The organism is Xanthomonas sp. WHRI 7945, from assembly GCF_035026585.1.
The window spans coordinates 403,824-428,935 of record NZ_JAYIQP010000001.1 but is presented as its reverse complement, the minus strand read 5'-3'; the positions used below and the strand labels follow the sequence as shown (position 1 = coordinate 428,935).

Here is a 25,112-nt window from a genome sequence, read left to right as displayed (position 1 = left end):
ATCGAGTGCGGCCTGCAGCCAAAAAGGGGGAGACCGAACTTCAAAGGGGCATCCGCGACGCGGCAGGAGGAGATCACGCGCAACGTGCCCGAGGGAATAAGCGCGGCGCGCCCAACGCTGTGCCTACCTGCGTATCCGACGCGGCAGCGTATGACGCGGCGACCGGGAGCCGGACTGCGCTGGCTATTCTTCGGGTCGGGCCTGCCCGGCTGCCGGATCGCCGCCAGCGGGGTGCACATGACCTTGGCCAGCGCCGGACCGGCCACCGGCGATCGTCCTTGCCGCCCGCCGTACGCCACCAGCGCCTGCGGTCGCGAAAACCATCGCCCAAAAAAAACGTCGCCCGGCTGCACGTCAGTGTGCAACACCGGGCGACGATGTACGTCCGTGTCGGCTTCCTGCCTCCCCCCTGCGCGTCCTGCTCAGCGAGGTCGCGACCGCGCATCCTGCGCCAGCCGTATCTTTCCCTTAAATCCCTTTACTGCCGTAAATCCCTTTACGCTTAAATCCGTTTAACGCCTTTCCACCGGCTTGGCGGCAGCCGTCCTGGCCGTCGTCGGCGTGGTCGCCTTCGTGGCTCCCACTTCGATCCGGTCGTGGTTCCGTTCGACCGTCTTGAGTCCGATTCCCTTCACCAGCGCCAGGTCCTCGGCGCTTTTGAAGGGTCCGTGTGCCTGTCGGTAGTCGACGATCGCCTGTGCCTTGGAGGCACCCACGTTCAGCAACACCCGGTCGATTTCCGCTGCGCTAGCGGAGTTGATGTTGACCTTGTCCGCGGCGAGCGCGGAACCGGTCAGCAGCAACGCCAGGACCAGAGACTTCAGGACCACGATAAAAGACTGCATGGCAACACTCCTTGTGACTTGGATGGGGACTTCACCGGCCTCTCCTGCCGGTGTCGAAAGCATCCCTCGCCACATGGATACAGCCTATCGCCAACGCCCTTTCCAAACAGCAGGTAAACGGCGCGTCAACGTGTAGGAAAAACCCTACACGGGGGCCGCGGCGTAGAATGGCGGCCATCTCTTTTGCGACAAATCCCGGAGTTCCACGATGGACAATGCCAAGATCGACCGTTTCCTGAGCGCGAAGTGGGACGACGACATCGTCCCGCAGCTGGTCGATTACATCCGCATTCCCAATAAGTCGCCGATGTTCGACGCCGATTGGGTCGCGCACGGCTACATGGCCGATGCGGTGACGCTGATGGAGCGCTGGGCGCGGGCGCAGGCGATTCCCGGCCTGCAGGTCGAGGTGGTGCAGTTGGAAGGACGCACGCCGCTGATCTACCTGGAAGTGCCGGCCACCGGCGCCGAGACCGGCGCCGACACGGTGCTGCTGTACGGGCATCTGGACAAGCAGCCGGAGATGACCGGCTGGGACGAGGACCTGGGCCCGTGGACGCCGGTGCTCAAGGGCGACCGCCTGTACGGCCGCGGCGGCGCCGACGACGGCTACGCATTGTTCGGCTCGCTGGCCGCGATCCTGGCGTTGCAGGACCAGGGCATCCCGCACGCGCGCTGCGTGATCCTGATCGAGGCGTGCGAGGAGTCGGGCAGCTACGACCTGCCGGCCTACGTCGACCACCTGGCCGAGCGCATCGGCAAGCCGTCGCTGGTGGTGTGCCTGGATTCGGGCTGCGGCAACTACGAGCAGTTGTGGTGCACGACGTCGCTGCGCGGCCTGGCCGGCGGCAACTTCAGCGTCAAGGTGCTCAGCGAAGGCGTGCATTCGGGCGATGCCTCCGGCGTGGTGCCGTCCAGCTTCCGCGTGCTGCGCGAGCTGCTGTCGCGGCTGGAGGACGAGGCCACCGGCAAGATCACCGTCGACGGCCTGTATGCGGAGATTCCCGAGGAGCGCCTGGCGCAGGCGCGCAAGGTCGCCGACGTGCTCGGCGACGAGGTCTACAGCAAGTTCCCGTTCCTGCCGGGAATGACCCCGATGAACGAGGATCTGACCGAGCTGGTGCTCAACCGCACCTGGCGCCCTGCCCTGTCGGTGACCGGCGCCGACGGCCTGCCGCCGCTGGCCTCGGCCGGCAACGTGCTGCGCCCGCAGACCGCGGTGAAGCTGTCGCTGCGCCTGCCGCCGACGCTGGACGGCAAGCGCGCCGGCGAGCTGCTGAAGGAGGTGCTGCTGCGCGATCCGCCGTACGGCGCGGAGGTGTCGCTGGCGCTGGAGAAGTCGTCCTCGGGCTGGAACGCGCCGGCGCAGTCGCCGTGGCTGACCGAGGCGATCGAAGCCGCCTCGCAGGCGGCGTTCGGCAAGCCGGCGATGTACATGGGCGAAGGCGGCTCGATCCCGTTCATGGGCATGCTCGGCGAGAAGTTCCCCGGCGCGCAGTTCATGATCACCGGCGTGCTCGGCCCGCATTCCAATGCGCACGGCCCGAACGAGTTCCTGCACATCCCGATGGGCAAGCGGGTCACCGCCTGCGTGTCGCGGGTGATCGCCGAGCATCATGCCGCCAGCGTGCGCGGCGAGACCACCGGCAGCGCCGCGGTGGCCGGTGGCGAGCAGCACGGCGAGCACGGCTGCTGCTGAGTGCGTGGCGGCCGCCGGCGACGGCGGCCGCGACCTTGCCGCTGCGCAACGGATCCGCGCCTGGCGCGGCGGGTATGCAAGCCACGCCTGCACGGCCGCTTAAGGCCGTCGCCGGCCGTGCCTGCGTGGACGCCGCGTCGCGGCCGAATCTGGCACGATCGGCGTCACTTCCCCGTTTCGGTACGCCTCCATGCACAACCTGTTCGGCAGCGACAGCTGGCTGTACGTCATCCTGGTCGGCTTCGTGGTCGGCCTGCTGGCGCGCTTCCTGGGTCCGAGCGGCGGCCGTTCCGGTTGCCTGTTCACCGTGCTGCTCGGCATCGCCGGCGCGCTGGTGGCCGGCTGGTTCGGCCACTACATGGGCTGGTACAGCCGTGGCGAGCCGGCCGGCTTCCTCGGCGCGCTGCTCGGCGCGATCGCCCTGCTCGCGCTGCTGCGGCTGTTCCTCGGCAAGCGCTAAGTCCCCGGCGCGGCTCGCCATGCCGGCGCCGCGCGTTTACGCTGTGCGGCTAACTTCCGCCGCGGCGCGCCGATGAGTTCCAGTCCCGATCTTCCCGAGGCCCCCGAGCTGCGCGCCGCGCAGCGTCTGGCGTGGACGCGCTCCACGCTGGACGACGCGCAGGCGACGCTGCAGCGCGCGTCGGTCGACGCCGGTTGGCGCAGCTACTGGCGCAGCCACGGCGCGGGCCCCAGCCGCGTGTTGATGGATTCGCCGCCGGGCCTGGAGGACGTGCGGCCGTGGCTGCGCATGCACGCGTTGCTGCAGCATGGCGGCGTGCGCGTGCCGGCGGTGCTGGCGCAGGACCTGGACGCCGGCTTCCTGCTGCTGGAAGACCTCGGCGGGCCGACCCTGGCGCAGAGCCTGGACGCCGCCTCGGCCGATGCGCATTTCGACGCGGCGCTCGGGCAGCTGCTGCGGCTGCAGGCGATCGCGCCGCCGCCGGAACTGGGCGTGTTCGGCGAGGCGCTGCTGCAGCGCGATGCGGGCCTGTTCGAAGAGTGGTTCCTGCGCCGGCACCTGGGCCTGCAGCTGGACTGCGCCGACCTGGACGCGCTGGAACTGGTGCAGCGCCGGCTGATGGACAACGCGCTGGCGCAGCCGCGGGTGCTGGTGCATCGCGACTTCATGCCGCGCAACCTGATGCCGGTGGCCGACGGTCCGGCGGTGCTGGACTTCCAGGACTGCGTGCTCGGCCCGGTCGCCTACGATCCGGTCAGCCTGTTCAAGGACACCACGGTGAGCTGGCCGCTGGCGCGGGTCGATGCGTGGCTGGCGCGCTATCACGCGCGCGCCTTGCAGACAGGAATCGCCGTGCCGCCGCTGGCGCAGTTTCTGCGCGACGCGGACTGGATGGGGGTGCAGCGGCACATGAAGAACCTGGGCATCTTCGCGCGGCTGAACTACCGCGACGGCAAGGCCTGGTACCTGGACAACGTGCCGCGCTTCATCGCCTACCTCGACGAGGTGCTGCCGCGACACCCGCAGCTGCAGCCGCTGGCGCAGCTGCTGCAGACGCGGATCAAGCCGGCGCTGGCGCAACGCGCGGCGGCCGGCGCATGAAGGCGCTGATCTTCGCCGCCGGCTTCGGCGAGCGCATGCGGCCGCTGACCGAACGCACGCCCAAACCGCTGCTGGCGGTGGGCGGCACGCCGTTGATCGTGTGGCACCTGCGCAAGCTCGCCGCGCTGGGCGTGCGCGAGGTGGTGATCAATACCTCGTGGCTGGCCGAGCAGTTCCCACAGGCGCTGGGCGACGGCAGCGCGTTCGGCCTGCGCATCGCCTATTCCTACGAAGGCGCCACGCCGCTGGAGACCGGCGGCGGCATGCTGCACGCGTTGCCGCTGCTCGGGCCGGCGCCGTTCCTGCTGGTCAACGGCGACATCTGGACCGATTTCGATTTCGCGCGGCTATCGCCGGAACCGGACGGACTGGCGCAGTTGGTGATGGTCGATCCGCCGGCCTATGTGGCGCACGGCGATTTCGCGCTGCATGCAGACGCCACGCTGCGCAGCGACGGCGCGCCGCTACTGACCTACGCCGGCGTGGGCGTTTATCGGCCGGAACTGCTGCGCGACTGGCAGGCGGCATTCGATCCGCCGATCGCGGAACACGCCACGCCGCCGCGCTTCGCGCTGGCGCCGATCCTGCGTGCGCACATGGCCGCCGGCCGCATCCACGGCCTGCACCATCGCGGCCGCTGGACCGATGTGGGGACGCCGCAGCGACTGGCGGAGTTGGATGGCGCGCTGGGTCGCGCGCCGGGAATCGGGAATCGGCAAAAGCTGAGTTCTAGCGACTTCACGCACAGCGCGCGCGGCGGACGATCGAATCCGGTTTAGGAAAGCCTGCCGCCAGCCGCTTCATGCGGACGCAGGCGTGCTCAGTTTTTCCCCATTCCCGATTCCCCACTCCCCATTCCCAGCCTGCGCAAGAACGGCACCGTCACCCGCCGCTGCGCCGCCAGCGATTCGCGGTCCAGCCGCTCCAGCAGCGCGACCAGGCCGGCCAGGTCGCGGCCGGCGTGGGTCAGCAGCCAGTCGAGCGCCGCATCCTCCAGCACCAGGCCGCGGCGTTGCGCGCGCTCGCGCAGCACCGCGGCGCGGCCGGCGTCGTCCAGCGGCGACAGCGCGATGCGGGTGCATTGCGCCAGCCGCGAGCGCAGGTCGGGCAGGCCCAGCGCCAGGCCATCGGGCATCGCCTGCGCGGTGTACAGCAGGGTCACCCCGGCGCTGCGCGCGCGGTTGTGGAAATCGAACAGCGCCACTTCGTCCTCGCGCTGCCCGGCGATCGCCTCCACCCCGTCCAGCGCGACCAGGTCGCGCCCTTCCAGGGCTTCCAGCGCATCGCGCAGGCGGCCTGCAGCGGCCTGCAGCGGCAGGTAGGCGGCGCGGCGCCCGGCCTGCTCGGCCGCCGCGCACAGCGCCAGCGCCAGGTGGGTCTTGCCGGTGCCGGCCGGGCCGGACAGGTAGAGCCAGTCGGCATCGCGGCCGTCGGCGACGGCCTGCAGCTGCGCCAGCAGCCCTGCCGGTGCGCCGACATAGCGGTCCAGGCGCTGCTCCGGCGGAGAGCGCAACGCCAACGGCAGCTGCGGCACGCTCACGGCTGCTCGGGGCCTCGCGGCGGCAGTTCGATCACCGCCGGCCGTTCGGCGCCGCTCTCGAGCAGGATCGTCGGCTTGTCGCCGGCATACAGGTCGCTCTGCCGGTACTGCTCGTGCAGGTAGTGCAGCAGCACGTTGGCCACCGCCGCCACCGGCAGCGCCAGCAGCATGCCGAGGAAGCCGAACAGCTGGCCGCCGGCCATCACCGCGAAGATCACCGCCACCGGGTGCAGGCCGATCTTGTCGCCGACGATGCGCGGGGTCAGCACGTAGCTCTCCAGCAACTGGCCGACGGTGAACACCACCCCGACCAGGATCAGCAGTTGCAGGTCGAAGCCCTTGGCCTGCACCAGCGCCGCCAGGATCGCCAGCAGGATGCCGGTGGTCGCGCCCAGGTACGGGATGAAGCTGATCAGGCCGGCGATGATGCCGATCAGCAGGCCGAGATTGAGCCCGATCAGGCTCAGCCCGCCGGCGTAGATCACGCCCAGCGCCAGCATCACCAGGAACTGGCCGCGGATGAACGCGCCCAGCACGTCGTTGGACTGCCGCGCCAGGCGGCCGACCGTAGCGACGTGGTTGCGCGGGATGGTCGCGGCCACGCGTTCGACCAGGATGTCCCAGTCGCGCAGGAAGTAGAAGGTCAGGATCGGCAGCAGCACCAGGTTCACCACCCAGGTCACCATCGCAAAGCCCGAGCGCGACAGGTAGCCGAAGAACGTCGCGGCGACGCCGCCGGCCTGCTGCCAGTGGCCGCGGATCCATTCGATCAGCCGCTCCGGGTCCAGCCAGGCCATCAGCTGCAATCCGGTCTTCTGCTCGGCCCACGGAATCGCGGTGCCGGTGAACCAGTCGCGCACCTGCGGCAGCACGTCGATGAAGGTGACGATCTGCCGCTCCAGCATCGGCACCAGGATCAGCAGCGCCAGCACCAGCAACAGCAGCATCAGCACGAACACCAGCGTCACCGCCATGTTGCGCGAGCGGCCGGCGCGCTCCAGGCGGTCGACCAGCGGATCGCCGAGCCAGCCCAGCAGCAGCGCCAGCACGAACGGGGTCAGGATCGGCGCCAGCAGCGCCACCACCCACAGCGCGCCCAGGATCACCGCGGCCCATTTCAGGCGGCGCAGGAACAGGGCGATTTCCGCTTCCGGGGACAGCGTCATTTGAGCCGGTACTCCGTGCGCTCGGTATTGAGGATGATCGGGCCGCCCTCGGTCGGCGTGGTCAGCGGCTGCAGCGGGCTGTCGGCGCCGAGCATGCGGTTGAGCCCGGACACGCCGCTGAGCAGGTCCAGGTCCAGCTCCAGGCGGTCGCCGCTGGCCTGGATCGGCACGATCCGCCGCACCACCGAGGTGTTCTGCAGCGCCGAGGACACGCGCAGGTAGTCGTCGGCGCTGCGGATGCCGCTGATCGCCACCCGGTAGACCCCGGCCGGGCCGGTGTTGGCGGCCTTGGCGTAGCGCTTGACCAGCGCATCGGCGGCGCCGTCGGCGCCGGCGGCGATCGCGCGGCGCGCGTCGGCGTCGCTGACCGTCCATTTGGACAGCACCTTGCCGCTGTCGACGAACACCCAGTCCGCGGTCCAGCCGCCGCCCTTGCCGCGGTACAGCTTGCCAACCAGCTGCATCGGCGGGCTGTAGCGCGACGAGGCGTTGGCTACCGCGGCGGTGTCCTGGCGCCAGATCGCGCCGACCAGCGCCTGCTCGGCGGCGCTGCCGGTGGGCAGGCCGAGCCGGTAGCCGCGCTCGATCGCGCGGTCCAGCCCGCTGCGCGCGGCATTGGACTGCTGCACGCCGACCAGGCGCGGGCCGCTGCCGTCGTCGATCGCCAGCCACAGCACCGGCTTGGGCCGCGGCTGCGGCCACAGCGGCAGGCCCAGCGCGGCGGCCAGGCCGTCGACGTCGCTCTGCCGGAAGCGCGCGATCAGGGTGGTGCGGAAGGTCGGCGCGCCGCTCGGCGAGGTGCCCTGGTCCTGCCGGTAGTCGTAGCTGTCGACGAAGTTCTTGGCATTGCGCAGCGCCTGGGTCACCCCCGGCCGCGACATCACCGCGCGATCGCCGGAGATCTTGCCGAGCACCGCGCCCAGCGCGCGCGCCAGGGCGCCGTTGCGGTCGCCCTCGCTCTGGCTGTTGACCGGCACCTCGGCATCGTAGGGACCTTGCGCACCGGCAACGTCGCCTTCGGTGCGCAGACCGGCCTGGGCCAGGGCGGCCGCAGCGGGGAGGCACAACGCGAAAGACAGGAGTAAGGCAAGGCTGCGGCGCATCGAAGGTTCCATTGCTCGGCGTATCCGGGGCGAATTGTTGCCCGAATGCGGTCGTAGCGCCAATGCGGCCTGTTAAAATCGCCGTCTTTCCGCCGACGCCGCCGCCCGTGACCACTTCCCAGCCCCCCGCCGCCGCCCCGTTGACCTACCGCGACGCCGGCGTCGACATCGATGCCGGCAATGCCGTCGTCGAACGCATCAAACCCTTGGTCAAGCGCAGTTTCCGCCCCGAGGTAATGGGCGGGCTGGGCGGTTTCGGCGCGCTGTTCGACCTGTCCGGCAAGTACCGCGAGCCGGTGCTGGTGTCCGGCACCGACGGCGTCGGCACCAAGCTGAAGCTGGCGCAACAGCTGGGCCGGCACGACAGCATCGGCATCGATCTGGTCGGCATGTGCGTCAACGACGTGCTGGTGCAGGGCGCCGAGCCGCTGTTCTTCCTGGACTATTTCGCCACCGGCAAGCTCGACGTGGAGACCACCGTGGCGGTGGTCGGCGGCATCGCCCGCGGCTGCGAACTGGCCGGCTGCGCGCTGATCGGCGGCGAGACCGCGGAAATGCCCGACATGTACCCGCCCGGCGAGTACGACCTGGCCGGCTTCACCGTCGGCGCGGTGGAGAAGTCGCAGCTGCTCGACGGCGCCAAGGTGCGCCAGGGCGACGTGCTGATCGGCATCGCCTCCTCCGGCCCGCACTCCAATGGCTATTCGCTGATCCGCCGCATCTACGACCGCGCCGGGTGCCCGGCCGAGCTGCAGGTCGGCGGCACCACCCTGGCCGATGCGCTGATGGCGCCGACCGCGCTGTACGTCAAGCCGATCCTGTCGCTGCTGCGCGGCGAGCATGCCGGCAGCATCCACGCGATGGCGCACATCACCGGCGGCGGCCTGACCGAGAACATCATCCGCGTCATCCCCGACGGCCTGAGCCTGGACATCCGCGCCAGCGCCTGGACCCTGCCGCCGGTGTTCGAGTGGCTGCAGCGCGAAGGCGCGGTCGCCGACAGCGAGATGTGGCGCACCTTCAACTGCGGCATCGGTTTCGTGCTGGTGGCCGCGCCCGAGCAGGTAGCCGCGCTGGAACGCAGCCTGGACACGCTGGGCCTGGCGCACTGGCAGATCGGCGCGGTGGTGGCGGCCGGCGCCGGCGAACGCGTGCACATCGGCTGAGCCGCATGGCGGTGGCCAAGCGCGCCTGGCTGGCGCTGACCCTGGCGGTGTTCGCCGCCAGCTGGGTGCACCCGTTGTGGCCTGCGGAACAGGCGATGCACAGCTCGCTCGCGGTGCTGGGCATCGTCTGGCTGGTCTGGCACGACCGCCGCTGGCCGCTGCGCAGCGCGCACTTCGCGGCGATCTGCGGCTTCATCAGCGTGCACAACGTCGCCGCGCACTGGCTGTATTCCAACGTGCCCTACGACCAGTGGCTGCGCGCGCTGAGCGGCTGGTCGCCGAACGCCGCGTTCGGCTGGCAGCGCAACCACACCGACCGGCTGATCCACCTGCTGTTCGGGCTGTGCTTCGCGCCGGCGCTGCGCGAGCACGCGCGACAGCGCTGGCCGGCGCTGTCGGCGCGCCAGGCGTTCGTGCTGGCGACGATGGCGATCATGTGCGCCAGCCTGCTCTACGAATGGCTCGAATGGCTGATCGCGGTGCTGCTGTCGCCGGAGCAGGCCGAGTCCTACAACGGCCAGCAGGGCGACCCGTGGGACGCGCACATGGACATGCTGCTGGCGACCCTGGGCTGCGCCAGCGCCTGGCCGTGGCGACGCCCCAAGCGCCTGTCCCCTTCCCCGCACTAGAAGACCGACGATGGCCCTGCCCCCACCCCTTCCCGTTGCCGACATCGCCCACGCCGAGACCCTGCGTGCCGAGTCCGAGCTGAGCACTCTGGCGACGCTGTACGCCGTCATGGCGGGGCTGCAATGCCTGATGCTGCTGCTGGTGGGAGGCTTCCTGGCCTACGGCGTGCATCGCGAGGCCGAACTCAACGCCGTCGGCCAGAGCCCCGACCAGGCCCAGGCCGGCGTGGTCGCGATCGTGCTGTTGTCGATGCTGCTGGCGTTCGGGCTGGTCTCGCTGACCCTGAAGGTGCTGACCGCGCGCGCGCTGCGCCAGCGCCGCCGGCTGCTGCTGTGCAACGCCACCGCGGTGGTGACCTGCCTGGGGTTCCCGCTGGGCACGGGGCTGGGCGTATGGACCCTGCTGGTGCTGCAGCGCCCGGCCGCCATCGCCCTGTTCCGGAAGAGCTAGCCGATGACGATCCGCCTGGCGGTGCTGGTCTCCGGCCGCGGCTCCAACCTGCAGGCGCTGCTCGATGCGATCGCCGCCGGCACGCTGGACGCGCAGGTGGCCGGCGTGTTCAGCGACCGCGCGCAGGCGCCGGCGCTGGCCAAGGTGGCGCCGGCGCAGCGCTGGGCGGCCGTGCCCAACGGCTTCCCCGACCGCGCCGCCTTCGACCAGGCGCTGGGCGACGCGGTGGCCGCGGTGCAGCCGGACTGGATCGTCTGCGCCGGCTACATGCGCATCCTCGGCGACGGTTTCGTGCAGCGCTTCGCCGGCCGCCTGCTCAACATCCACCCGTCGCTGCTGCCCAAATACCGCGGCCTGCACACGCATGCGCAGGCGATCGCCGCCGGCGATGCCGAACACGGCGCCAGCGTGCACTTCGTGGTGCCGGCGCTGGATGCCGGCGCGGTGATCGCGCAGGTGCGGGTGCCGGTGCAGGCCGGCGACCGCCCGCAGGACCTGGCGCAGCGGCTGCTGCCGCGCGAGCACCAGTTGCTGTGCGCGGTGCTGCGGCTGGCCGCGGCCGGGCGCCTGGCTGAACGGGACGACAGGGTCTTGCTCGACGGTCAGTGCCGGTTTAGTCCGCTGCGCCTAGATTGCCAGGACATGCTGATTCCCTGAATACGCCGCGGCCTCCTTTTCCGCTGCCACGCATTCGCGCCCAATTCCCTCCCTCGCAGCCGATCCCATGAAGCCCCTTCCGCGTCAGTTCGCTGTTCTCGCCGTGGCCAGCCTCGGCCTGCTGGCGCCGGCCATCGGCGTGCTGGCGCAGTCGCCGACGCCTGCGCCCGCCACCGCGCCGCCAGCACCGAATACGCCCGCCGTGCCTGCCCCGGCCGCACCGGTCCTGCAGGCCGAGGCCTGGACGCCGCCGCCGCTGCAGCCGTTCGTGGCCACCTATCAGGCCCTGTACAAGGGCAAGGAAGCGGGCGATGCACGCATGCAGGTCAGCCACAGCGGCGGCGACGAATGGCGCGTGGATCTGGGCGTGCAGGGCCGCAGCGGCTTCGCCAGCATCCTTGGCCTGAACCTCGAGCAGAGCACGGTGTTCCGTACCCAGGACGGGCGCTACGTGCCGCAGAGCCAGAGCACGGTGAAGAAGGCGGTGTTCTTCGGCAAGAAGGTCACCGGCGTCTACGACTGGGCGCAGGGCGTGGCGCGCTGGGACGGCGACCTGAAGAAGGACCGCCAGCAGCCGATCCCGCTGCAGCCCGGTGACCAGAGCGCGCTGCTGATCAACCTGTCGATCATGCGCGACGCGCAGCCGGGCAAGACCATGACCTACCGCTTCGTCGACGTCGGCCGGGTGCGCGAACACGTCTATCACGCTGCCGAGCAGACCGAGACGGTGCAGGTCGGCGATCTCAGCTACGACGCGCTGCGCGTGTCGCGCACCAACGGCGGCAAGAATGAGACCATCCTGTGGATCGCCAACGGTGTGCCGACGCCGGTGCGCATCCTGCAGCGCGAAGATGGCGAAGACCGCATCGACCTGCGCCTGACCGAATACCAAGGAGTCTGACCATGACACGCATCGCCCGCCCCCTGTCCGCCCTCGCCGCCGCCCTGCTGGCCATGGCCAGCCTGCCCGCGCTGGCGCTGGAGCCGTTCAAGGCGGATTACCAGGCCAGCTACATGGGCATGCAGGCCAACGGCCTGATGACCCTGGCCAGCGAAGGCGGCAACCGCTGGCGCTACAGCCTGTCGATCAAGAACCAGGTCGCCGACCTGAGCCAGAGCACCGTGTTCGAGGAAAAGGCCGGCCAGTTGCGCCCGCTCAGCAGCGACGACCGCTCGCTGTTCCTGATCAAGAAGAAGGCGGTGACCGCCAACTACGACTGGAGCAAGGCCCAGGCGACCTGGTCCGGCGACGTCAAGGCCGACCGACGCGGCCCGGTCAAGCTGCAGCCCGGCGACATGGACGCGCTGCTGATCAACCTGGCGATCGCGCGCGACGTCAACGCCGGCAAGACTCCCAGTTACCGCATGGTCGACGAGGGCCGCGCCAAGCCGATGACCTACAAGGTGGCCGGCAAGGAGGCCATCACCGTCAACGGCAAGACCGAGCAGGCGACCAAGGTCAGCCGCAGCGACGGCTCCAAGGAGATCATTGCCTGGATCGTGCCGGACATGCCGGTGCCGGTGCGCATCCTGCAGCGCGAGAACGGCCAGGACGCGCTGGACCTGACCATCAAGACGCTGCACTGATCGCGCCGTAGCGCAGGCGGCGGCCGCGCTTGGCGCAGACGCTGCCGAAAGAAAGGCGGGCCGAGCGGCCCGCCTTTTTCTTGCCCGCTCGGCAACGGCACGCTTCGCTGTGTGGCGCCAGCCGCGCCATCGCGCGGAGTAGCGCGCGACGCGAATGCCAACGACTCCGCCAGCGAGACCGCGCTGCGCGCCGGCCGGCTATTTCTTCGCGTCGGCGGCCGGCTTGGCGGCGTCGGCGGCCGGCGCGAACGTCGTGCGGCAATCCACGCGGATCTGCGCGCCGCCGTCGCGCCAGTAGAAGGTGCTGCACTGGCGTGGTCCGTCCTGAGTGCGGTTCACGCCCACCGCGTAGAACGCCTGCGCGATCTCGCCGCGGCTGACCTGGCCGTCGGCGTTCCAGTCCATGTCGCTCTGTTCGATGCCCTGGGTGATGGCGATGCCCGCATACCAGGCGTAGCCGACCCAGGCCAGCACCAGGATCACCACCGCCAGCAGCACCTTGCGCCGGCGGGTGAAGCGGCCCTTGAGGATCATGCGATGCGCCGGATGGATGCGCCCAGCGCCCCCAGCTTCTCCTCGATGTTCTCGTAGCCACGGTCCAGGTGGTAGATGCGGTCGATGGTGGTGTCGCCGTCGGCGACCAGCCCGGCCAGGATCAGCGAAGCCGAGGCGCGCAGGTCGGTGGCCATCACCGGCGCGCCGCTGAGCCGCTCGTTGCCGCGCACGATCGCGGTGTGGCCCTCGACCTGGATGTCCGCGCCCAGGCGCAGCAGTTCGTTGACGTGCATGAAACGGTTCTCGAAGATCGTCTCGTTGATCACGCCGACGCCGTCGGCCACGCAGTTGAGCGCCATGAACTGCGCCTGCATGTCGGTCGGGAACGCCGGATACGGCGCAGTGGTCAGGCTTACCGCGCGCGGGCGCTTGCCGTGCATGTCCAGGCGGATCCAGTCCGGCCCGGTCTCGATCGTGGCGCCGGCCTCGGCCAGCTTGTCGAGCACCGCGTCGAGGGTGTCGGCGCGCGCGCGGCGCACGGTGACGCTGCCGCCGGTCATCGCCGCGGCGACCAGGAAGGTGCCGGTCTCGATGCGGTCCGGCAGCACCGCGTGGCGGCCGCCGGACAGGCGCTCCACGCCCTGCACCACGATGCGCGAGGTGCCGGCGCCTTCGATCTTGGCGCCGAGCGCGATCAGGCAGTCGGCCAGGTCGGTGACTTCCGGCTCCATCGCCGCGTTCTCCAGCACCGTGGTGCCGTCGGCCAGGGCCGCAGCCATCAGCACGTTCTCGGTGCCGGTAACGCTGACCATGTCGAACACGTAGCGGCCGCCCTTCAAGCGGCCGTTGCTGGTGGCCTTGATGTAGCCGTTCTCGACGCTGATCTCCGCGCCCAGCGCCTGCAGGCCCTTGATGTGCTGGTCCACCGGCCGCGAGCCGATCGCGCAGCCGCCGGGCAGCGACACTTCCGCGGCGCCGAACTTGGCCAGCAGCGGGCCCAGCACCAGGATCGAGGCGCGCATGGTGCGCACCAGTTCGTACGGCGCGACGTGCTGGTCGACCTTGCGCGGATCGACGGTGATCGCGCTGCCGCGCGCCAGGGTGCCTTCGTCGATGGTGACCTCGGCGCCCAGTTCGCCGAGCAGCTTCACCGTGGTGATCACGTCGTGCAGCTGCGGCACGTTGGTGATCTCCACCGGCGCATCGGCCAGCAACGTCGCGCACAGGATCGGCAGCACCGCGTTCTTGGCGCCGGAAATGTTCACTTCACCGTGCAGCGCATTGCCGCCGGTCACTACGATTTTGGCCATGGGTCTCGGGGGATCGGAATTCGAAGAGAAAGGAACGAAAGCGCGGCTCAGCCGGCCTGGTCGGGAGTCAGCGTGGTCAGCGCCAACGCGTGGATCGCCCCGCCCATCAGCTCGCCCAGCGTCGCGTAGACCATGCGGTGGCGGGCCAGCGGCAGCTTGCCGGCGAAGGCCTCGCTGACCACGGTGGCCTCGAAATGCACGCCATCGTCGCCCTGCACCTGCACGCGCGCGCCAGGCAGGCCGGCCTCGATCAGTTTACGGATGGTTTCGGCGTCCAACGGGCTTTCCTATATAAAATGATCGGCCATTCTACCCTCCGACCGGCATCCGCATGGCTGTATCGCCCCTGTCCCCCGCTGCGATCGACGACGCCAGCCTGGTCGCCAGCGGCCGCCGCGTGGTCGAGATCGAGCAGGCCGCGCTGGGCGCGGTGGGCGCGCGCATCGGCGCCGAGTTCGCCGCCGCCTGCCGGCTGATCCTGGGCTCGCGCGGGCGCGTGGTCGCCACCGGCATGGGCAAGTCCGGGCACGTGGCGCGCAAGATCGCCGCGACCCTCGCCTCCACCGGCACCCCGGCGTTCTACGTGCACCCAGGCGAGGCCGGGCACGGCGACCTGGGCATGATCACCGATGCCGACGTGGTCCTGGCGCTGTCCTATTCCGGCGAATCCGACGAGATCCTGATGCTGCTGCCGGTGCTCAAGCGCCAGGGCAACGCGGTGATCGCGATGACCGGCCGCGCGCAGTCCACCCTGGCGCGCGAGGCCGACCTGCACCTGGACGTCAGCGTCCCGGCCGAGGCCTGCCCGCTGGACCTGGCGCCGACCTCCAGCACCACCGCCTCGCTGGCGCTGGGCGATGCGCTGGCGGTGGCGCTGCTGGACGCGCGCGGCTTCACCGCCGACGACTTCGCCCGCTCGCACCCGGCCGGCAGCCTCGGCCGGCGCCTGTTGCTGCACATCACCGACGTGATGCACGGCGGCGACGAACTGCCGAGCGTGGGCGCGGACGCCAGCCTCAGCGAGGCGCTGGTGGAGATGAGCCGCAAGCGCCTGGGCATGACCGCGGTGGTCGACGGCGACGGCCGCCTGCTCGGCCTGTTCACCGACGGCGACCTGCGCCGCACCCTGGACAGCCCGCTGGACGTGCGCCAGACCCGCATCGCCGACGTGATGACCAGGCAGCCGCGCACCATCGGCGCCGACCAGCTCGCCGCCGAGGCCGCGCGGCTGATGGAAACCCACAAGATCAACGGCCTGATCGTGGTCGATGGCCAGGGCCGCGCGGTCGGCGCGCTCAACATTCACGACCTGTTGCGCGCCAGAGTGGTTTAACAGTCTGAACTTGTTCACCGCCTGCCGGCGCCCTGCGCCGCTGGCCCTGGCCGCTGGAAAGCCGGCCTCCCCGCCCCGATATAGCGAACGATGCCCTACTCCCCGCTGGCCGACCTCCCCGCCGACCTGATCGAACGCGCCGCGAAAATCCGCCTGGCGTGCTTCGACGTGGACGGCACGCTGACCGACGGCCGCCTGTACTACGACCGCGACGGCAACGAGAGCAAGGCGTTCAACGTGCTCGACGGCCAGGGCCTGGTGCAGTTGCGCCGGCACGGCATCGAGGTCGCGTTGATCACCGCGCGGCCCAGCCTGGCCGCGGAGAAGCGCGGCCAGGAACTGGGCCTGCTGGTGCAGATCGGGGTCAAGGACAAGCGCGCCGGGGTGCAGGCGCTGTGCGACGAACGCGGCCTGAGCCTGGACCAGGTGTGCTTCATGGGCGACGACCTGCCCGACCTGGCGCCGCTGCGCGTGGTCGGCCTGGCGGTGGCCCCGGCCAACGCGCACCCGTGGACCGCCGAGCACGTGCACTGGCTGACCCGCGCCCGCGGCGGCGAAGGCGCCGCACGCGAACTGTGCGACGTGCTGCTGGCGGCGCAAGGCCACGTCCCCTCCCTGCTGCAGGAGCACGGCGCATGAGCTGGCGCACCTGGCTCGGCGGCCTGCTGCTGGTCGCGGCGCTGGTCAGCGGCTGGTCGGCCTGGCAGCAGCGCGGCAAGCGGGTGCCGACCGCGGATTCGGAGGCGCGCTCGGACTATATCGCGCACGATTTCCAGATCGTCACCCTGGACAAGCAGGGCAAGGAATCGATGACCCTGCGCGCGCCGCAGATGGAACGCAGCCGCGCCGACCAGACCATGGCGATCGAGACCCCGCTGTTCCTGCTGCCCGATGCCAACGGCCAGCACTGGGAGATGCGCGGCAAGACCGGCTGGGTCAGCGCCAACGGCGACGAACTGCGCCTGCGCGGCGACGTCGCCGGCGACAGCCCCAAGGTTCCCAGTATCCCGCCCACCACCTTCCGCACCCAGAGCCTGGACGTGTTCCCGAAGACCAGCACCGCGCGCACCGCCGATCCGGTCACCATGACCCGGCCCGGTATGATGCAGTCAGGCGTCGGCTTCGAGGTCGACTTGAAGTCCCGGCAGTACAAGCTCCTTTCCCAGGTCAAGACCCGCTATGAACCCAACGCTGCCCGCTAAGCTCGCGCTGCTCGCCCTGCTGCCCGCTGTGGCGATGGCCAAGTCGACCGACCGCAATCAGCCGATGACGATCGAATCCAACGACCAGAGCGGCAACATGCTCGACGACGACGGCAAGATCCGTTACTCGGGCAATGTCGTCATCGTCCAGGGCACGCTGCAGATCCATGCCAGTACCGCCGACGTGTTCCGCAAGGCAGGCGATATCGACCGTGTCGTGCTGACCGGCAAGCAGGCCACGCTGAAGCAGGAACTGGACGATGGCTCGCCGATGGACGCCGTGGCCGACAACATCGATTACAAGGTCGGCACCGACACGGTGGTGCTGACCGGCAACTACCGCATGACCTCACCCAAGGGCACCAACGCCGGGCAGCGCATGGTCTACAACACCAAGACCGGCGACATGCAGGGCGGCGGCGACGGCAGCCGCGTGCACACCGTGATCCAGCCGAAGAACCCGGCACCGGCCGCCACGCCGGCCGCCGGCGCCAAGCCGGCGACCAAGCCCGCCGCCAAGCCCGCCGCCAAGCCCGCGGCGACGACGCCGGCCAAGCCCGCCACCCCGCCCAAGCAAGGGGGCCAGTGATGCTGCTCGCCGAGGGCCTGCGCAAGCGCTACAAGCAGCGCGAGGTCGTGCGCGAGTTCGCGCTGACCCTGGAGGCCGGCGAAGTGGTCGGCCTGCTCGGCCCCAACGGCGCCGGCAAGACCACCTGTTTCTACATGATCGTCGGCCTGGTCGAAGCGGATGCCGGGCGCATCGTGCTCGACGGCAACGACATCACCGCGCTGCCGATGTACAAGCGCGCCAAGCTGGGCGTCGGCTACCTGCCGCAGGAACCGTCGGTGTTCCGCAAGCTCAGCGTGGCCGACAACATCCGCCTGGTGCTGGAACTGCGCGAGGACCTGGACGCGGCCGGCCAGGAACGCGAACTGGCCTCGCTGCTGGACGAACTGCAGATCGGCCACGTCGCCGAGCAGCTCGGCGCCAGCCTGTCCGGCGGCGAGCGCCGCCGCTGCGAGATCGCCCGCGCGCTGGCCGCCAAGCCGCGGCTGATGCTGCTCGACGAACCCTTCGCCGGCGTCGACCCGATCTCGGTCGGCGAGATCCAGCGCATCGTCACCCACCTCAAGCAGCGCGGCATCGGCGTGCTCATCACCGACCACAACGTGCGCGAAACCTTGGGAATCTGCGACCGGGCGTATATCCTCAACGAGGGCAGCGTGTTGGCGCAGGGAGCGCCGGAAGCGTTGCTGGCCAATAGCGACGTACGCCGCGTCTACCTCGGGGAAACCTTCAGGCTGTGACCGCGCGGGCGTCCCGCAACGCCCTTTCCCGTTCGGTACAGGCATGAAAGCACGGTTGCAGACATCGCTGGGACAGCATCTGGTCATGACGCCGCAGTTGCGTCAGGCGATCAAGCTGTTGCAGATGTCCAGCGCCGAACTGGAAGTGGAGATCGCCGAGGCGGTGGAGAGCAATCCGCTGCTGGAATGGGCCGAAGACGCCGCGCCCACGCTCGATGTCGCCGGCGCCGGCGCCGGCAGCGCCGAAGGCGAGGCCGAGGTCGTGCCGCCGGCCGGCGATACGCTGGACAACGTCCCGCAGCACGACAGCGACGACTGGTCCGACGCCGAACCGGCCTGGAGCAGCGGCAGCGGCGGCTCCTTCGACGACGACGACGACATGGGCAGCGCCGCCGAGCGCGTCGCCGAACCCGACACGCTGATCGACCACCTGCTGTGGCAGTTGCACCTGTCGCACCTGTCCCCGCGCGACCGCAGCATCGGCGCGGCGCTGATCGACGCGCTCGACGACGACGGCTACCTGCGCGAACCGCTGGCCGCCATCGCAGAGACGCTGCTGCCGGACATCGTCGCCGCGGAGGAGGAAATCCTCACCGTGCTGCACCAGATCCAGCGCTTCGACCCGGTCGGCATCGCCGCGCGCACCCTGGGCGAATGCCTGAACCTGCAGCTGGACGTGCTGCCCGCGGACACGCCCGGGCTGGAGCTGGCGCGCACGATCGCCAACGGCCCGCTGGAGAAGCTACCGCGCAGCGGCATCGCCGGCATCGCCCACGAACTCAAGCGCCCGGCCTCGGCGGTGGAGACCGCGGTCGCGCTGCTGCGCTCGCTGGACCCGCGCCCGGGCAAGCAGGTCGGCGAACTCGCCGCCGACACCTACGTGGTGCCGGACTGCGTGATCTGGCGCCAGCGCGGCGTCTGGCATGCGGCGCTGGCCGGCCACGCGCGGCCCAAGGTCACCATCCACCGCGGCTACGAGCAGCTGATCCGCCAGTGCGGCGAAAGCGATGCCGGCTACCTGCGCGGCCAGTTGCAGGAGGCGCGCTGGCTGCTGAAGAGCCTGGAGGCGCGCGGTGAGACCCTGCTCAAGGTGACCCGCTGCCTGCTGCGCCAGCAGGCCGGCTTCCTCGAATTCGGCGAGCAGGCGCTGCGCCCGCTGACCCTGCGCGAGATCGCCGGCGAACTGGGCCTGCACGAGAGCACCATCTCCCGCGCCATCGCCCGCAAGTACGTGCGTACCCCGCGCGGCACCATCCCGCTGCGCGCCTTCTTCGCCTCCGGCATCGACACCGACAGCGGCGGCGAGGCCTCCAGTACCGCCATTCAGGCGATGATCCGGCGCCTGATCGAGGCAGAGAACCCGCGCAAGCCGCTTTCTGACGCCAAGCTGGCCGACCTGCTGAAAAGTGCTGGCGTGCCGGTGGCGCGGCGCACGGTTGCGAAGTATCGTGAGGCCATGAACATTTCCGCTTCCCACGAACGCGTCCGCATCGGTTGAGCGGTTGAGCGTCGGCGGCAGCGGCAATGGTTCATAGGTGAATCCCGAACCAAGGAGTATCCGATGCGTATCGAGACCTACGGCCAGCAGATCGAAGTCACCCCCGCCTTGCGCGAATACGTGGAGACCAAGCTGCAGCGGCTGAAGCGGCATTACGAGGAAACCATCGAGGTCCGCGCCCAACTGGCGCTGCGCAAGCCCGACCACCACGTCGAGGCCACCGTCAACGTTCCCGGCCGCACCCTGCACGCCGATGCCAGCGCGCAGACCATGTACGCGGCGATCGACCTGCTCGCCGACAAGCTCGACCGGCTGATCATCAAGCACAAGGAAAAGAAACAGGACCACCATGCCGCCGAGGTGCGCGACAATATCGTGTGATCCCGCACACGTTGCTCCTGCCATGCCCTTGACCGATCTTATGGCGGCCGTCCGCACCCAGGTGCTGCCGGCCGCCGATCGCGACACCCTGCTGCGCACCGCCGCCGGCCTGCTGGCCTGTCCGCAGGCCGGTTTCGACGAACTGTTCGCCAGCCTGCGCGAGCGCGAGCAGCTCGGCAGCACCGCCATCGGCCATGGCATCGCCATCCCGCACGGCCGCGCCCCGCACCTGGACGCCCCGCGCGGGGCCTTGCTGCGGCTGGACCAGCCGATCGACTTCGACGGCCAAGGCGCGCAGGTCGACCTGATCTTCGCGATGGCCGTGCCGGCGCACTACACCCACCAACACTTGATGCTGTTGTCGGAACTGGCCGAACAGTTCTCCGACGAGGGCTTCCGCGAGGCGCTGCGCCGCGCCCCCGACGCCGCCGCGCTGCACGACCTGCTCGGCGGCACGCCCCAGGCCAGCGCCGCATGAGCATGAACACCAGCATCACCGCGCGCGAACTGTTCGACCAGCAACGCGACCGGCTCGGCCTGCGCTGGCTGGCCGGGCAGAAGGGCGAACACCGCGAATTGGAAGCCGGCAACGCGGTGTCGCGGCGCCCGTCGCTGGCCGGCTATCTCAATACGATCTACCCGAACAAGGTGCAGATCCTCGGTACCGAGGAACTGGCCTGGCTGGATTCGCTGGATTCGCGCCAGCGCTGGGAGACCATCGAGAAGATCGTGCAGGTGCGGCCGCTGGCGCTGGTGATCACCAAGAACCAGTCGTGCCCGGAAGACCTGCGCGCGGCCGCCGACGAATCCGATACGCCGTTGTGGGTCTCGCCCAAGCGCGGCCACGAACTGCTCAACCACCTCTCCTATCACCTGGCGCGCACGCTGGCGCCGCGGGTGATCCTGCACGGGGTGTTCATGGAGATCTACTCGATCGGCGTGCTGATCACCGGCGAGGCCGGCTCCGGCAAGAGCGAGCTGGCGCTGGAACTGCTCAGCCGCGGCCATCGGCTGGTGGCCGACGACGCCCCCGAATTCACCCAGATCGCGCCCGACGTGCTCGACGGCACCTGCCCGGAACTGCTGCAGGACCTGCTGGAAGTGCGCGGCCTGGGCGTGCTCAACGTGCGCGACATGTTCGGCGACACCGCTGTAAAGAAGAACAAGTATCTTCGCCTGATCGTGCACTTGACCCGGCCCATGACCGAACCGACCCCGCATGGCTACGAGCGCCTGACCGGCGATTCCGGCACCCGTCACGTGCTCGACCTGGACGTGCCGCTGATCACCCTGCCGGTAATGCCCGGGCGCAACCTGGCGGTGCTGACCGAGGCGGCCACGCGCCTGCACATCCTGCGCACCAAGGGCATCGACCCGGCGGCGATGTTCATCGCCCGCCACAGCAACCTGCTCGAACGGCGCAACCCATGAACGCGGTGGCGAACACCTCCACCCTGGTGATCGTCAGCGGCCTGTCCGGCTCCGGCAAATCGGTGGCGCTGAAGACCTTCGAGGACCTGGACTACTACTGCGTCGACAACCTGCCGGTGGAACTGCTGCCGGCCTTCGTCAAGAGCCTGGTGCGCGACGACGTCGGCCCCGGCAAGCTGGCGGTGGGCATCGACGTGCGCAGCCGCCACAGCGACCTGGCGCAGCTGTCGCGCTGGCGCGAGGCGGTGGCGCAGTTCGGCCTGGACGCGCGGCTGCTGTTCTTCGACGCCACCGACGAAGCGCTGATCAAGCGCTATGCCGACACCCGCCGCCGCCATCCGCTGTCGCACCTGGGCCTGTCGCTGCCCGAGGCGATCGAGCGCGAGCGCGCGTTGACCGAACCGCTGCGCCGCGAGGCCGACGCGGTGATCGACACCAGCACGCTCAACGTGCACCAGCTGCGCCGGCGGGTGACCACCGAATTCGCGCTGACCCACGAGAACAGCCTGTCGCTGCTGTTCGAATCCTTCGCCTACAGGCGCGGCGTCCCGGCCGAAGCCGACTTCGTGTTCGACGCACGGGTGCTGCCCAATCCGCACTGGGATCCGGAACTGCGCCCGCTGACCGGCCGCGACAGCGGCGTGCGCGACTACCTGGATGCGCAGCCGGACGTGCAGCAGTACACCGCGCAGATCATCGGCTTCCTCGACACCTGGCTGCCGCGACTGCGCAACGACACCCGCAGCTACGTCACCATCGCCTTCGGCTGCACCGGCGGCAAGCACCGCTCGGTCTACCTGGCCGAACGCCTGGCCCGCCACGCGCGCGAACAGGGCTGGCCGGAAGTGGCGACGTTTCATAGAGAGCAGGATTGAGTGGGGCTGGGACTCGGGACTGGGGACTCGGAAAAGCGCGGCGACACCGGTTCATTGATCCCTCCCGTGGCGCATTGAACAGCGGCTTCGTTGATGGCGCCGGTCCGCAGACAACGCCCGCACTCGCGATCGGGTCCCGAGTCCCCGGTCCCGAGTCCCGAGCCATTCCCCGCCCCCTCCCCGACCTGTTAACGTTCGCCCATGGCCTGTGGCATTCTCCTGATCACTCATCCCGGTGTCGGCGCGTCGTTGTTGAGCGTGGCGACCGGATTGTTGCGGCAATTGCCGCTGAAGACCGAAGCGTTCGAAGTGCCGCTGGATGCCGATCTGGACGCGTTGCTGCCGCATGCGTCGGCGGCGTTGCGGCGGGTCGACAACGGCGACGGCGTGCTGGTCGTCACCGACCTGTACGGCGCCAGCCCGAGCAACCTGGCGACGAAACTCGCGCGCCTGGGCACGCCGGTACGGCGCGTCTCGGCGCTGAGCCTGCCGATGCTGCTGCGGATCATGAACTACCCCGAGCAGGGGTTGGACCAGTTGCCCGCGACCGCGGCGGCCGGCTCGCGCAACGGAGTGGTGATCGACGATGCTTGAACGCGAACTCATCGTATCCAACCGCCTGGGCCTGCATGCGCGCGCGACCGCCAAGCTGGTGCAGACGCTGTCCTCGTTCCGCTGCAACGCCACGCTGGCGGCCAAGGGCCGCGAGGTCAACGCCAAGAGCATCATGGGCGTGATGCTGCTGGCCGCCGCGCAGGGCACGCCGGTGACGGTGCGGGTGGACGGCGCCGACGAAGCCGACGCGCTGGAGGCCGTGGTCGGCCTGTTCGAGCGGCGCTTCGACGAGGACAGCTGAGCATGCGGCGCCGGCCGCCGCGCGCCACGACGCCGTCGCGCCGACGCGGGTGCGTGCGGTGAGCCTGCGCATCGCCGGCCATGGCGCCTCGCGCGGCAATGCGCTGGGCCGCGCGCGCGTGCGCCTGCCGCACGCGCTGGACGTGGCCGAACAGCGCATCGGCGCGGCGCAGGTGCCGGAAGAACTGGAACGCCTGCACCTGGCGGTGAACGCCGCGCGCGAGGAGATGCACGGCCTGCGCCAGCGCCTGCACGGCGCGCTAGCCAAGGAGGTCGGCGAGTTCCTCGACCTGCACGCGCTGCTGCTCGACGACCCGGAACTGCTGCACGGCCTGGACGAACTGATCCGCACCGGCCGCTACAGCGCCGACTACGCGCTGCGCCTGCAGCGCGACCGCCTGGCGACCGTGTTCGACGACATGGAAGACGCCTACCTGAAAAGCCGCATGGACGATCTGGACCATGTGATCGGGCGCATCCACGCGTTCCTGCAGAAGCGCCAGCCCGACAGCGCCGGCCTGGCCGGCGAGATCCTGGTGTGCGAGAACGTGGCGCCGTCGGAGCTGGCGCAGCTGCAGGCGCAGGGCGTGGTCGGCATCGTCACCAGCGCCGGCAGCGCGCTGTCGCACAGCGCGATCCTGGCGCGCAGCCTGCACCTGCCGCTGGTGGTCGGCGTCGCCGATGCGCTGCAGAAGATCAACGATGGCGACGTGCTGATCGTCGACGGCGTGCAGGGCGCGGTGATCGTCGAGCCCACCCCCGAGGACCTGCACGACTACCGCAACCGCGTGCGCGACCAGGCCAAGCTGCAGCGCGGGCTCGGCAAGCTGCGCTCCAAGCCCAGCCGCACCCGCGACGGCGTGGACATCGTTTTGCTGGCCAACGCCGAGTCGCGCGACGACGTGGCCCGCGCGCATGCGCTCGGCGCCGATGGCCTGGGCCTGTACCGCACCGAATTCCTGTTCCTGCAGCGCGACGCGTTGCCCGACGAGGAAGAGCAGTTCCGCACCTACCGCGACGCGGTGCTGGGCATGAGCGGGCGGCCGGTGACGATCCGCACCCTGGACCTGGGCGCGGACAAGGCCGACCGCACCGGCCTGACCATGAGCAACGAACAGAACCCGGCGCTGGGCCTGCGCGGCGTGCGCCTGTCGCTGGCCAAGCCCAAGGTCTCGGACACGCAGCTGCGCGCGCTCCTGCGCGCCTCCGGCTACGGCCCGGTGCGCGTGCTGCTGCCGATGATCAGCGCGCGCGAGGAGATCATGGCGATGCGCCGGCATCTCAAGCGCATCGCCGCGCAGCTGCGCCGCGAGGGCCACGCCATCGCCGAGCAGGTGCAGGTCGGCGCGATGATCGAGGTGCCGGCCGCGGCGATCGCGCTGGACACCTTCATCGACGCCATCGACTTCCTGTCCATCGGCACCAACGACCTGGTGCAGTACCTGCTCGCCGCCGACCGCAACAACGAGGCGCTGGGCGAGCTGTACTCGCCGCTGCACCCGGCGGTGCTGCGCTTGATCGCGCAGGTGATCGCCACCGGCCAGGCCCATGCCAAGCCGGTGGCGGTGTGCGGCGAGATCGCCGGCGACCCGGCACTGACGCCGATCCTGCTGGCGCTGGGCCTGCGCGAGTTCAGCCTGCACCCGGCGACGATGCTGGAAGTGCGGCGGGTGATCCGCGACACCGACCTGCAGGCGCTGCGCCTGCGCGGCCCCAAGCTGCTGCAGGCGCGGGATCGGAAGGGAATCGAGCGCTGGTTGGCTGGTTGAGTCGGGACCGGGGACCGGGGACCAGGGACCCGGAAAAGCAACAGCAAAAACAAAGCGGATTCGTCGGATGCGATGCGACGACCGATTGCCTCGTTTCGGCGACGCTTTGCATGGAGGCATGGCCTCTTGCCGCAGTACAGAGAATGCATGCACGCGCGATCATCCCCCGGGTCCCGGGTCCCCGGTCCCTGGTCCCCCACCGCTGTGCTTCCCGCAACATGCAAGCGATAATGTTGCGATGAACATCTGAC

Annotated in this window: 28 protein-coding genes and 2 pseudogenes; 23 read left to right on the top strand and 7 right to left on the bottom strand. The window is 70.0% G+C overall.

Going from position 1 to position 25,112, the window contains the following annotated elements; genetic code table 11:
* Positions 1-512: 512 nt before the first annotated feature.
* Positions 513-920, bottom strand: a complete 408-nt coding sequence (locus VDQ83_RS01700; protein WP_263395222.1) for a ComEA family DNA-binding protein — start codon at positions 918-920, stop codon at positions 513-515.
* 133 nt (positions 921-1,053) lie between these two features.
* On the opposite strand from VDQ83_RS01700, the gene VDQ83_RS01695 reads away from it, so the two are divergent.
* The 4 genes and pseudogenes from VDQ83_RS01695 to murU all read left to right on the top strand — a co-directional run.
* Positions 1,054-2,544, top strand: a complete 1,491-nt coding sequence (locus tag VDQ83_RS01695) for a M20 family metallopeptidase (protein ID WP_455433621.1) — start codon at positions 1,054-1,056, stop codon at positions 2,542-2,544.
* A gap of 190 nt (positions 2,545-2,734) precedes the next feature.
* On the top strand, positions 2,735-3,004 hold the full coding sequence (locus VDQ83_RS01690; RefSeq protein WP_039956005.1) for a GlsB/YeaQ/YmgE family stress response membrane protein: 270 nt from the start codon (positions 2,735-2,737) through the stop codon (positions 3,002-3,004).
* Positions 3,005-3,076: 72 nt separating this feature from the next.
* Positions 3,077-4,105: an aminoglycoside phosphotransferase family protein gene (locus tag VDQ83_RS01685; RefSeq protein ID WP_455433620.1), complete on the top strand. Its 1,029-nt coding sequence runs from the start codon at positions 3,077-3,079 to the stop codon at positions 4,103-4,105.
* Positions 4,102-4,794, top strand: a pseudogene (murU, locus tag VDQ83_RS01680) (N-acetylmuramate alpha-1-phosphate uridylyltransferase MurU); the annotation flags it as partial. The gene VDQ83_RS01685 and the pseudogene murU, both read left to right, overlap by 4 nt.
* 131 nt (positions 4,795-4,925) lie before the next feature.
* Here murU and hda read toward each other — a convergent pair.
* Genes hda through VDQ83_RS01665 form a run of 3 tightly spaced genes read right to left on the bottom strand, consistent with a single transcriptional unit; the run spans position 4,926 to position 7,926 of the window.
* Positions 4,926-5,645 carry a DnaA regulatory inactivator Hda gene (gene hda / locus VDQ83_RS01675; RefSeq protein WP_455433619.1) on the bottom strand — a complete coding sequence of 240 codons (720 nt, stop codon included), beginning with the start codon at positions 5,643-5,645 and terminating at the stop codon, positions 4,926-4,928.
* On the bottom strand, positions 5,642-6,811 hold the full coding sequence (locus VDQ83_RS01670) for an AI-2E family transporter (RefSeq protein ID WP_455433618.1): 1,170 nt from the start codon (positions 6,809-6,811) through the stop codon (positions 5,642-5,644). Before VDQ83_RS01670 ends, hda begins: the two co-directional genes overlap by 4 nt.
* The gene (locus VDQ83_RS01665; protein WP_455433617.1) at positions 6,808-7,926 is read right to left on the bottom strand and encodes a DUF2066 domain-containing protein; all 1,119 of its coding nucleotides are present in this window, start codon (positions 7,924-7,926) and stop codon (positions 6,808-6,810) included. Before VDQ83_RS01665 ends, VDQ83_RS01670 begins: the two co-directional genes overlap by 4 nt.
* 128 nt (positions 7,927-8,054) lie before the next feature.
* Here VDQ83_RS01665 and purM point away from each other — a divergent pair, with 128 nt between their 5' ends.
* From purM to VDQ83_RS01635, 6 genes are all read left to right on the top strand, one after another.
* The gene (purM, locus tag VDQ83_RS01660; protein WP_455433674.1) at positions 8,055-9,080 is read left to right on the top strand and encodes a phosphoribosylformylglycinamidine cyclo-ligase; all 1,026 of its coding nucleotides are present in this window, start codon (positions 8,055-8,057) and stop codon (positions 9,078-9,080) included.
* Between the two features lie 5 nt (positions 9,081-9,085).
* Complete coding sequence (locus tag VDQ83_RS01655; RefSeq protein ID WP_455433616.1) at positions 9,086-9,709, top strand: DUF2238 domain-containing protein; 624 nt, start codon at positions 9,086-9,088, stop codon at positions 9,707-9,709.
* A gap of 10 nt (positions 9,710-9,719) precedes the next feature.
* Positions 9,720-10,160: a hypothetical protein gene (locus VDQ83_RS01650; RefSeq protein ID WP_263395230.1), complete on the top strand. Its 441-nt coding sequence runs from the start codon at positions 9,720-9,722 to the stop codon at positions 10,158-10,160.
* Between the two features lie 3 nt (positions 10,161-10,163).
* Positions 10,164-10,817, top strand: coding sequence for a phosphoribosylglycinamide formyltransferase (gene purN, locus VDQ83_RS01645; protein ID WP_455433615.1), 654 nt, complete (start codon positions 10,164-10,166; stop codon positions 10,815-10,817).
* 67 nt (positions 10,818-10,884) lie between these two features.
* Positions 10,885-11,718, top strand: a complete 834-nt coding sequence (locus VDQ83_RS01640; RefSeq protein ID WP_455433614.1) for a DUF3108 domain-containing protein — start codon at positions 10,885-10,887, stop codon at positions 11,716-11,718.
* 2 nt (positions 11,719-11,720) lie between these two features.
* On the top strand, positions 11,721-12,404 hold the full coding sequence (locus VDQ83_RS01635; RefSeq protein WP_263395233.1) for a DUF3108 domain-containing protein: 684 nt from the start codon (positions 11,721-11,723) through the stop codon (positions 12,402-12,404).
* 198 nt (positions 12,405-12,602) lie between these two features.
* Here the strand turns inward: VDQ83_RS01635 and VDQ83_RS01630 are convergent, their stop codons facing one another.
* Genes VDQ83_RS01630 through VDQ83_RS01620 form a run of 3 tightly spaced genes read right to left on the bottom strand, consistent with a single transcriptional unit; the run spans position 12,603 to position 14,487 of the window.
* Complete coding sequence (locus VDQ83_RS01630; protein ID WP_455433613.1) at positions 12,603-12,938, bottom strand: EF-hand domain-containing protein; 336 nt, start codon at positions 12,936-12,938, stop codon at positions 12,603-12,605.
* A complete protein-coding gene (gene murA / locus VDQ83_RS01625; RefSeq protein WP_263395235.1) occupies positions 12,935-14,209 on the bottom strand; it encodes a UDP-N-acetylglucosamine 1-carboxyvinyltransferase in 1,275 nt (424 codons plus the stop codon). The genes VDQ83_RS01630 and murA overlap by 4 nt, the downstream gene beginning before the upstream one ends.
* Positions 14,210-14,256: 47 nt before the next feature.
* The gene (locus VDQ83_RS01620; protein WP_185815732.1) at positions 14,257-14,487 is read right to left on the bottom strand and encodes a BolA family protein; all 231 of its coding nucleotides are present in this window, start codon (positions 14,485-14,487) and stop codon (positions 14,257-14,259) included.
* A 53-nt stretch (positions 14,488-14,540) separates the two neighbouring features.
* Here VDQ83_RS01620 and VDQ83_RS01615 point away from each other — a divergent pair, with 53 nt between their 5' ends.
* From VDQ83_RS01615 to ptsP, 13 genes and pseudogenes are all read left to right on the top strand, one after another.
* Positions 14,541-15,542, top strand: coding sequence for a KpsF/GutQ family sugar-phosphate isomerase (locus tag VDQ83_RS01615; protein ID WP_263395236.1), 1,002 nt, complete (start codon positions 14,541-14,543; stop codon positions 15,540-15,542).
* Positions 15,543-15,632: 90 nt separating this feature from the next.
* On the top strand, positions 15,633-16,181 hold the full coding sequence (locus VDQ83_RS01610) for a KdsC family phosphatase (protein ID WP_263395237.1): 549 nt from the start codon (positions 15,633-15,635) through the stop codon (positions 16,179-16,181).
* Complete coding sequence (lptC, locus tag VDQ83_RS01605; protein WP_455433612.1) at positions 16,178-16,744, top strand: LPS export ABC transporter periplasmic protein LptC; 567 nt, start codon at positions 16,178-16,180, stop codon at positions 16,742-16,744. The genes VDQ83_RS01610 and lptC overlap by 4 nt, the downstream gene beginning before the upstream one ends.
* The gene (gene lptA, locus VDQ83_RS01600; RefSeq protein WP_455433611.1) at positions 16,722-17,333 is read left to right on the top strand and encodes a lipopolysaccharide transport periplasmic protein LptA; all 612 of its coding nucleotides are present in this window, start codon (positions 16,722-16,724) and stop codon (positions 17,331-17,333) included. The genes lptC and lptA overlap by 23 nt, the downstream gene beginning before the upstream one ends.
* Entirely contained in the window at positions 17,333-18,052 is a 720-nt protein-coding gene (gene lptB / locus VDQ83_RS01595) for an LPS export ABC transporter ATP-binding protein (protein WP_263395240.1), read from the top strand. Before lptA ends, lptB begins: the two co-directional genes overlap by 1 nt.
* A gap of 43 nt (positions 18,053-18,095) precedes the next feature.
* Positions 18,096-19,550, top strand: coding sequence for an RNA polymerase factor sigma-54 (locus VDQ83_RS01590; RefSeq protein WP_455433610.1), 1,455 nt, complete (start codon positions 18,096-18,098; stop codon positions 19,548-19,550).
* Between the two features lie 63 nt (positions 19,551-19,613).
* Complete coding sequence (gene hpf, locus VDQ83_RS01585; RefSeq protein WP_003478125.1) at positions 19,614-19,931, top strand: ribosome hibernation-promoting factor, HPF/YfiA family; 318 nt, start codon at positions 19,614-19,616, stop codon at positions 19,929-19,931.
* A gap of 22 nt (positions 19,932-19,953) precedes the next feature.
* Complete coding sequence (locus tag VDQ83_RS01580) at positions 19,954-20,409, top strand: PTS sugar transporter subunit IIA (protein ID WP_455433609.1); 456 nt, start codon at positions 19,954-19,956, stop codon at positions 20,407-20,409.
* A 2-nt stretch (positions 20,410-20,411) separates the two neighbouring features.
* Positions 20,412-21,362: an HPr(Ser) kinase/phosphatase gene (hprK, locus tag VDQ83_RS01575; RefSeq protein WP_263398494.1), complete on the top strand. Its 951-nt coding sequence runs from the start codon at positions 20,412-20,414 to the stop codon at positions 21,360-21,362.
* Positions 21,359-22,237, top strand: coding sequence for an RNase adapter RapZ (gene rapZ, locus VDQ83_RS01570; RefSeq protein ID WP_263395243.1), 879 nt, complete (start codon positions 21,359-21,361; stop codon positions 22,235-22,237). The genes hprK and rapZ overlap by 4 nt, the downstream gene beginning before the upstream one ends.
* A gap of 201 nt (positions 22,238-22,438) precedes the next feature.
* Positions 22,439-22,831, top strand: coding sequence for a PTS sugar transporter subunit IIA (locus VDQ83_RS01565; protein ID WP_263395244.1), 393 nt, complete (start codon positions 22,439-22,441; stop codon positions 22,829-22,831).
* Positions 22,824-23,093: an HPr family phosphocarrier protein gene (locus tag VDQ83_RS01560; RefSeq protein ID WP_009591660.1), complete on the top strand. Its 270-nt coding sequence runs from the start codon at positions 22,824-22,826 to the stop codon at positions 23,091-23,093. Before VDQ83_RS01565 ends, VDQ83_RS01560 begins: the two co-directional genes overlap by 8 nt.
* Positions 23,094-23,151: 58 nt before the next feature.
* Positions 23,152-24,858 (top strand): annotated as a pseudogene (gene ptsP, locus VDQ83_RS01555) (phosphoenolpyruvate--protein phosphotransferase); the annotation flags it as partial.
* Positions 24,859-25,112 lie beyond the last annotated feature (254 nt).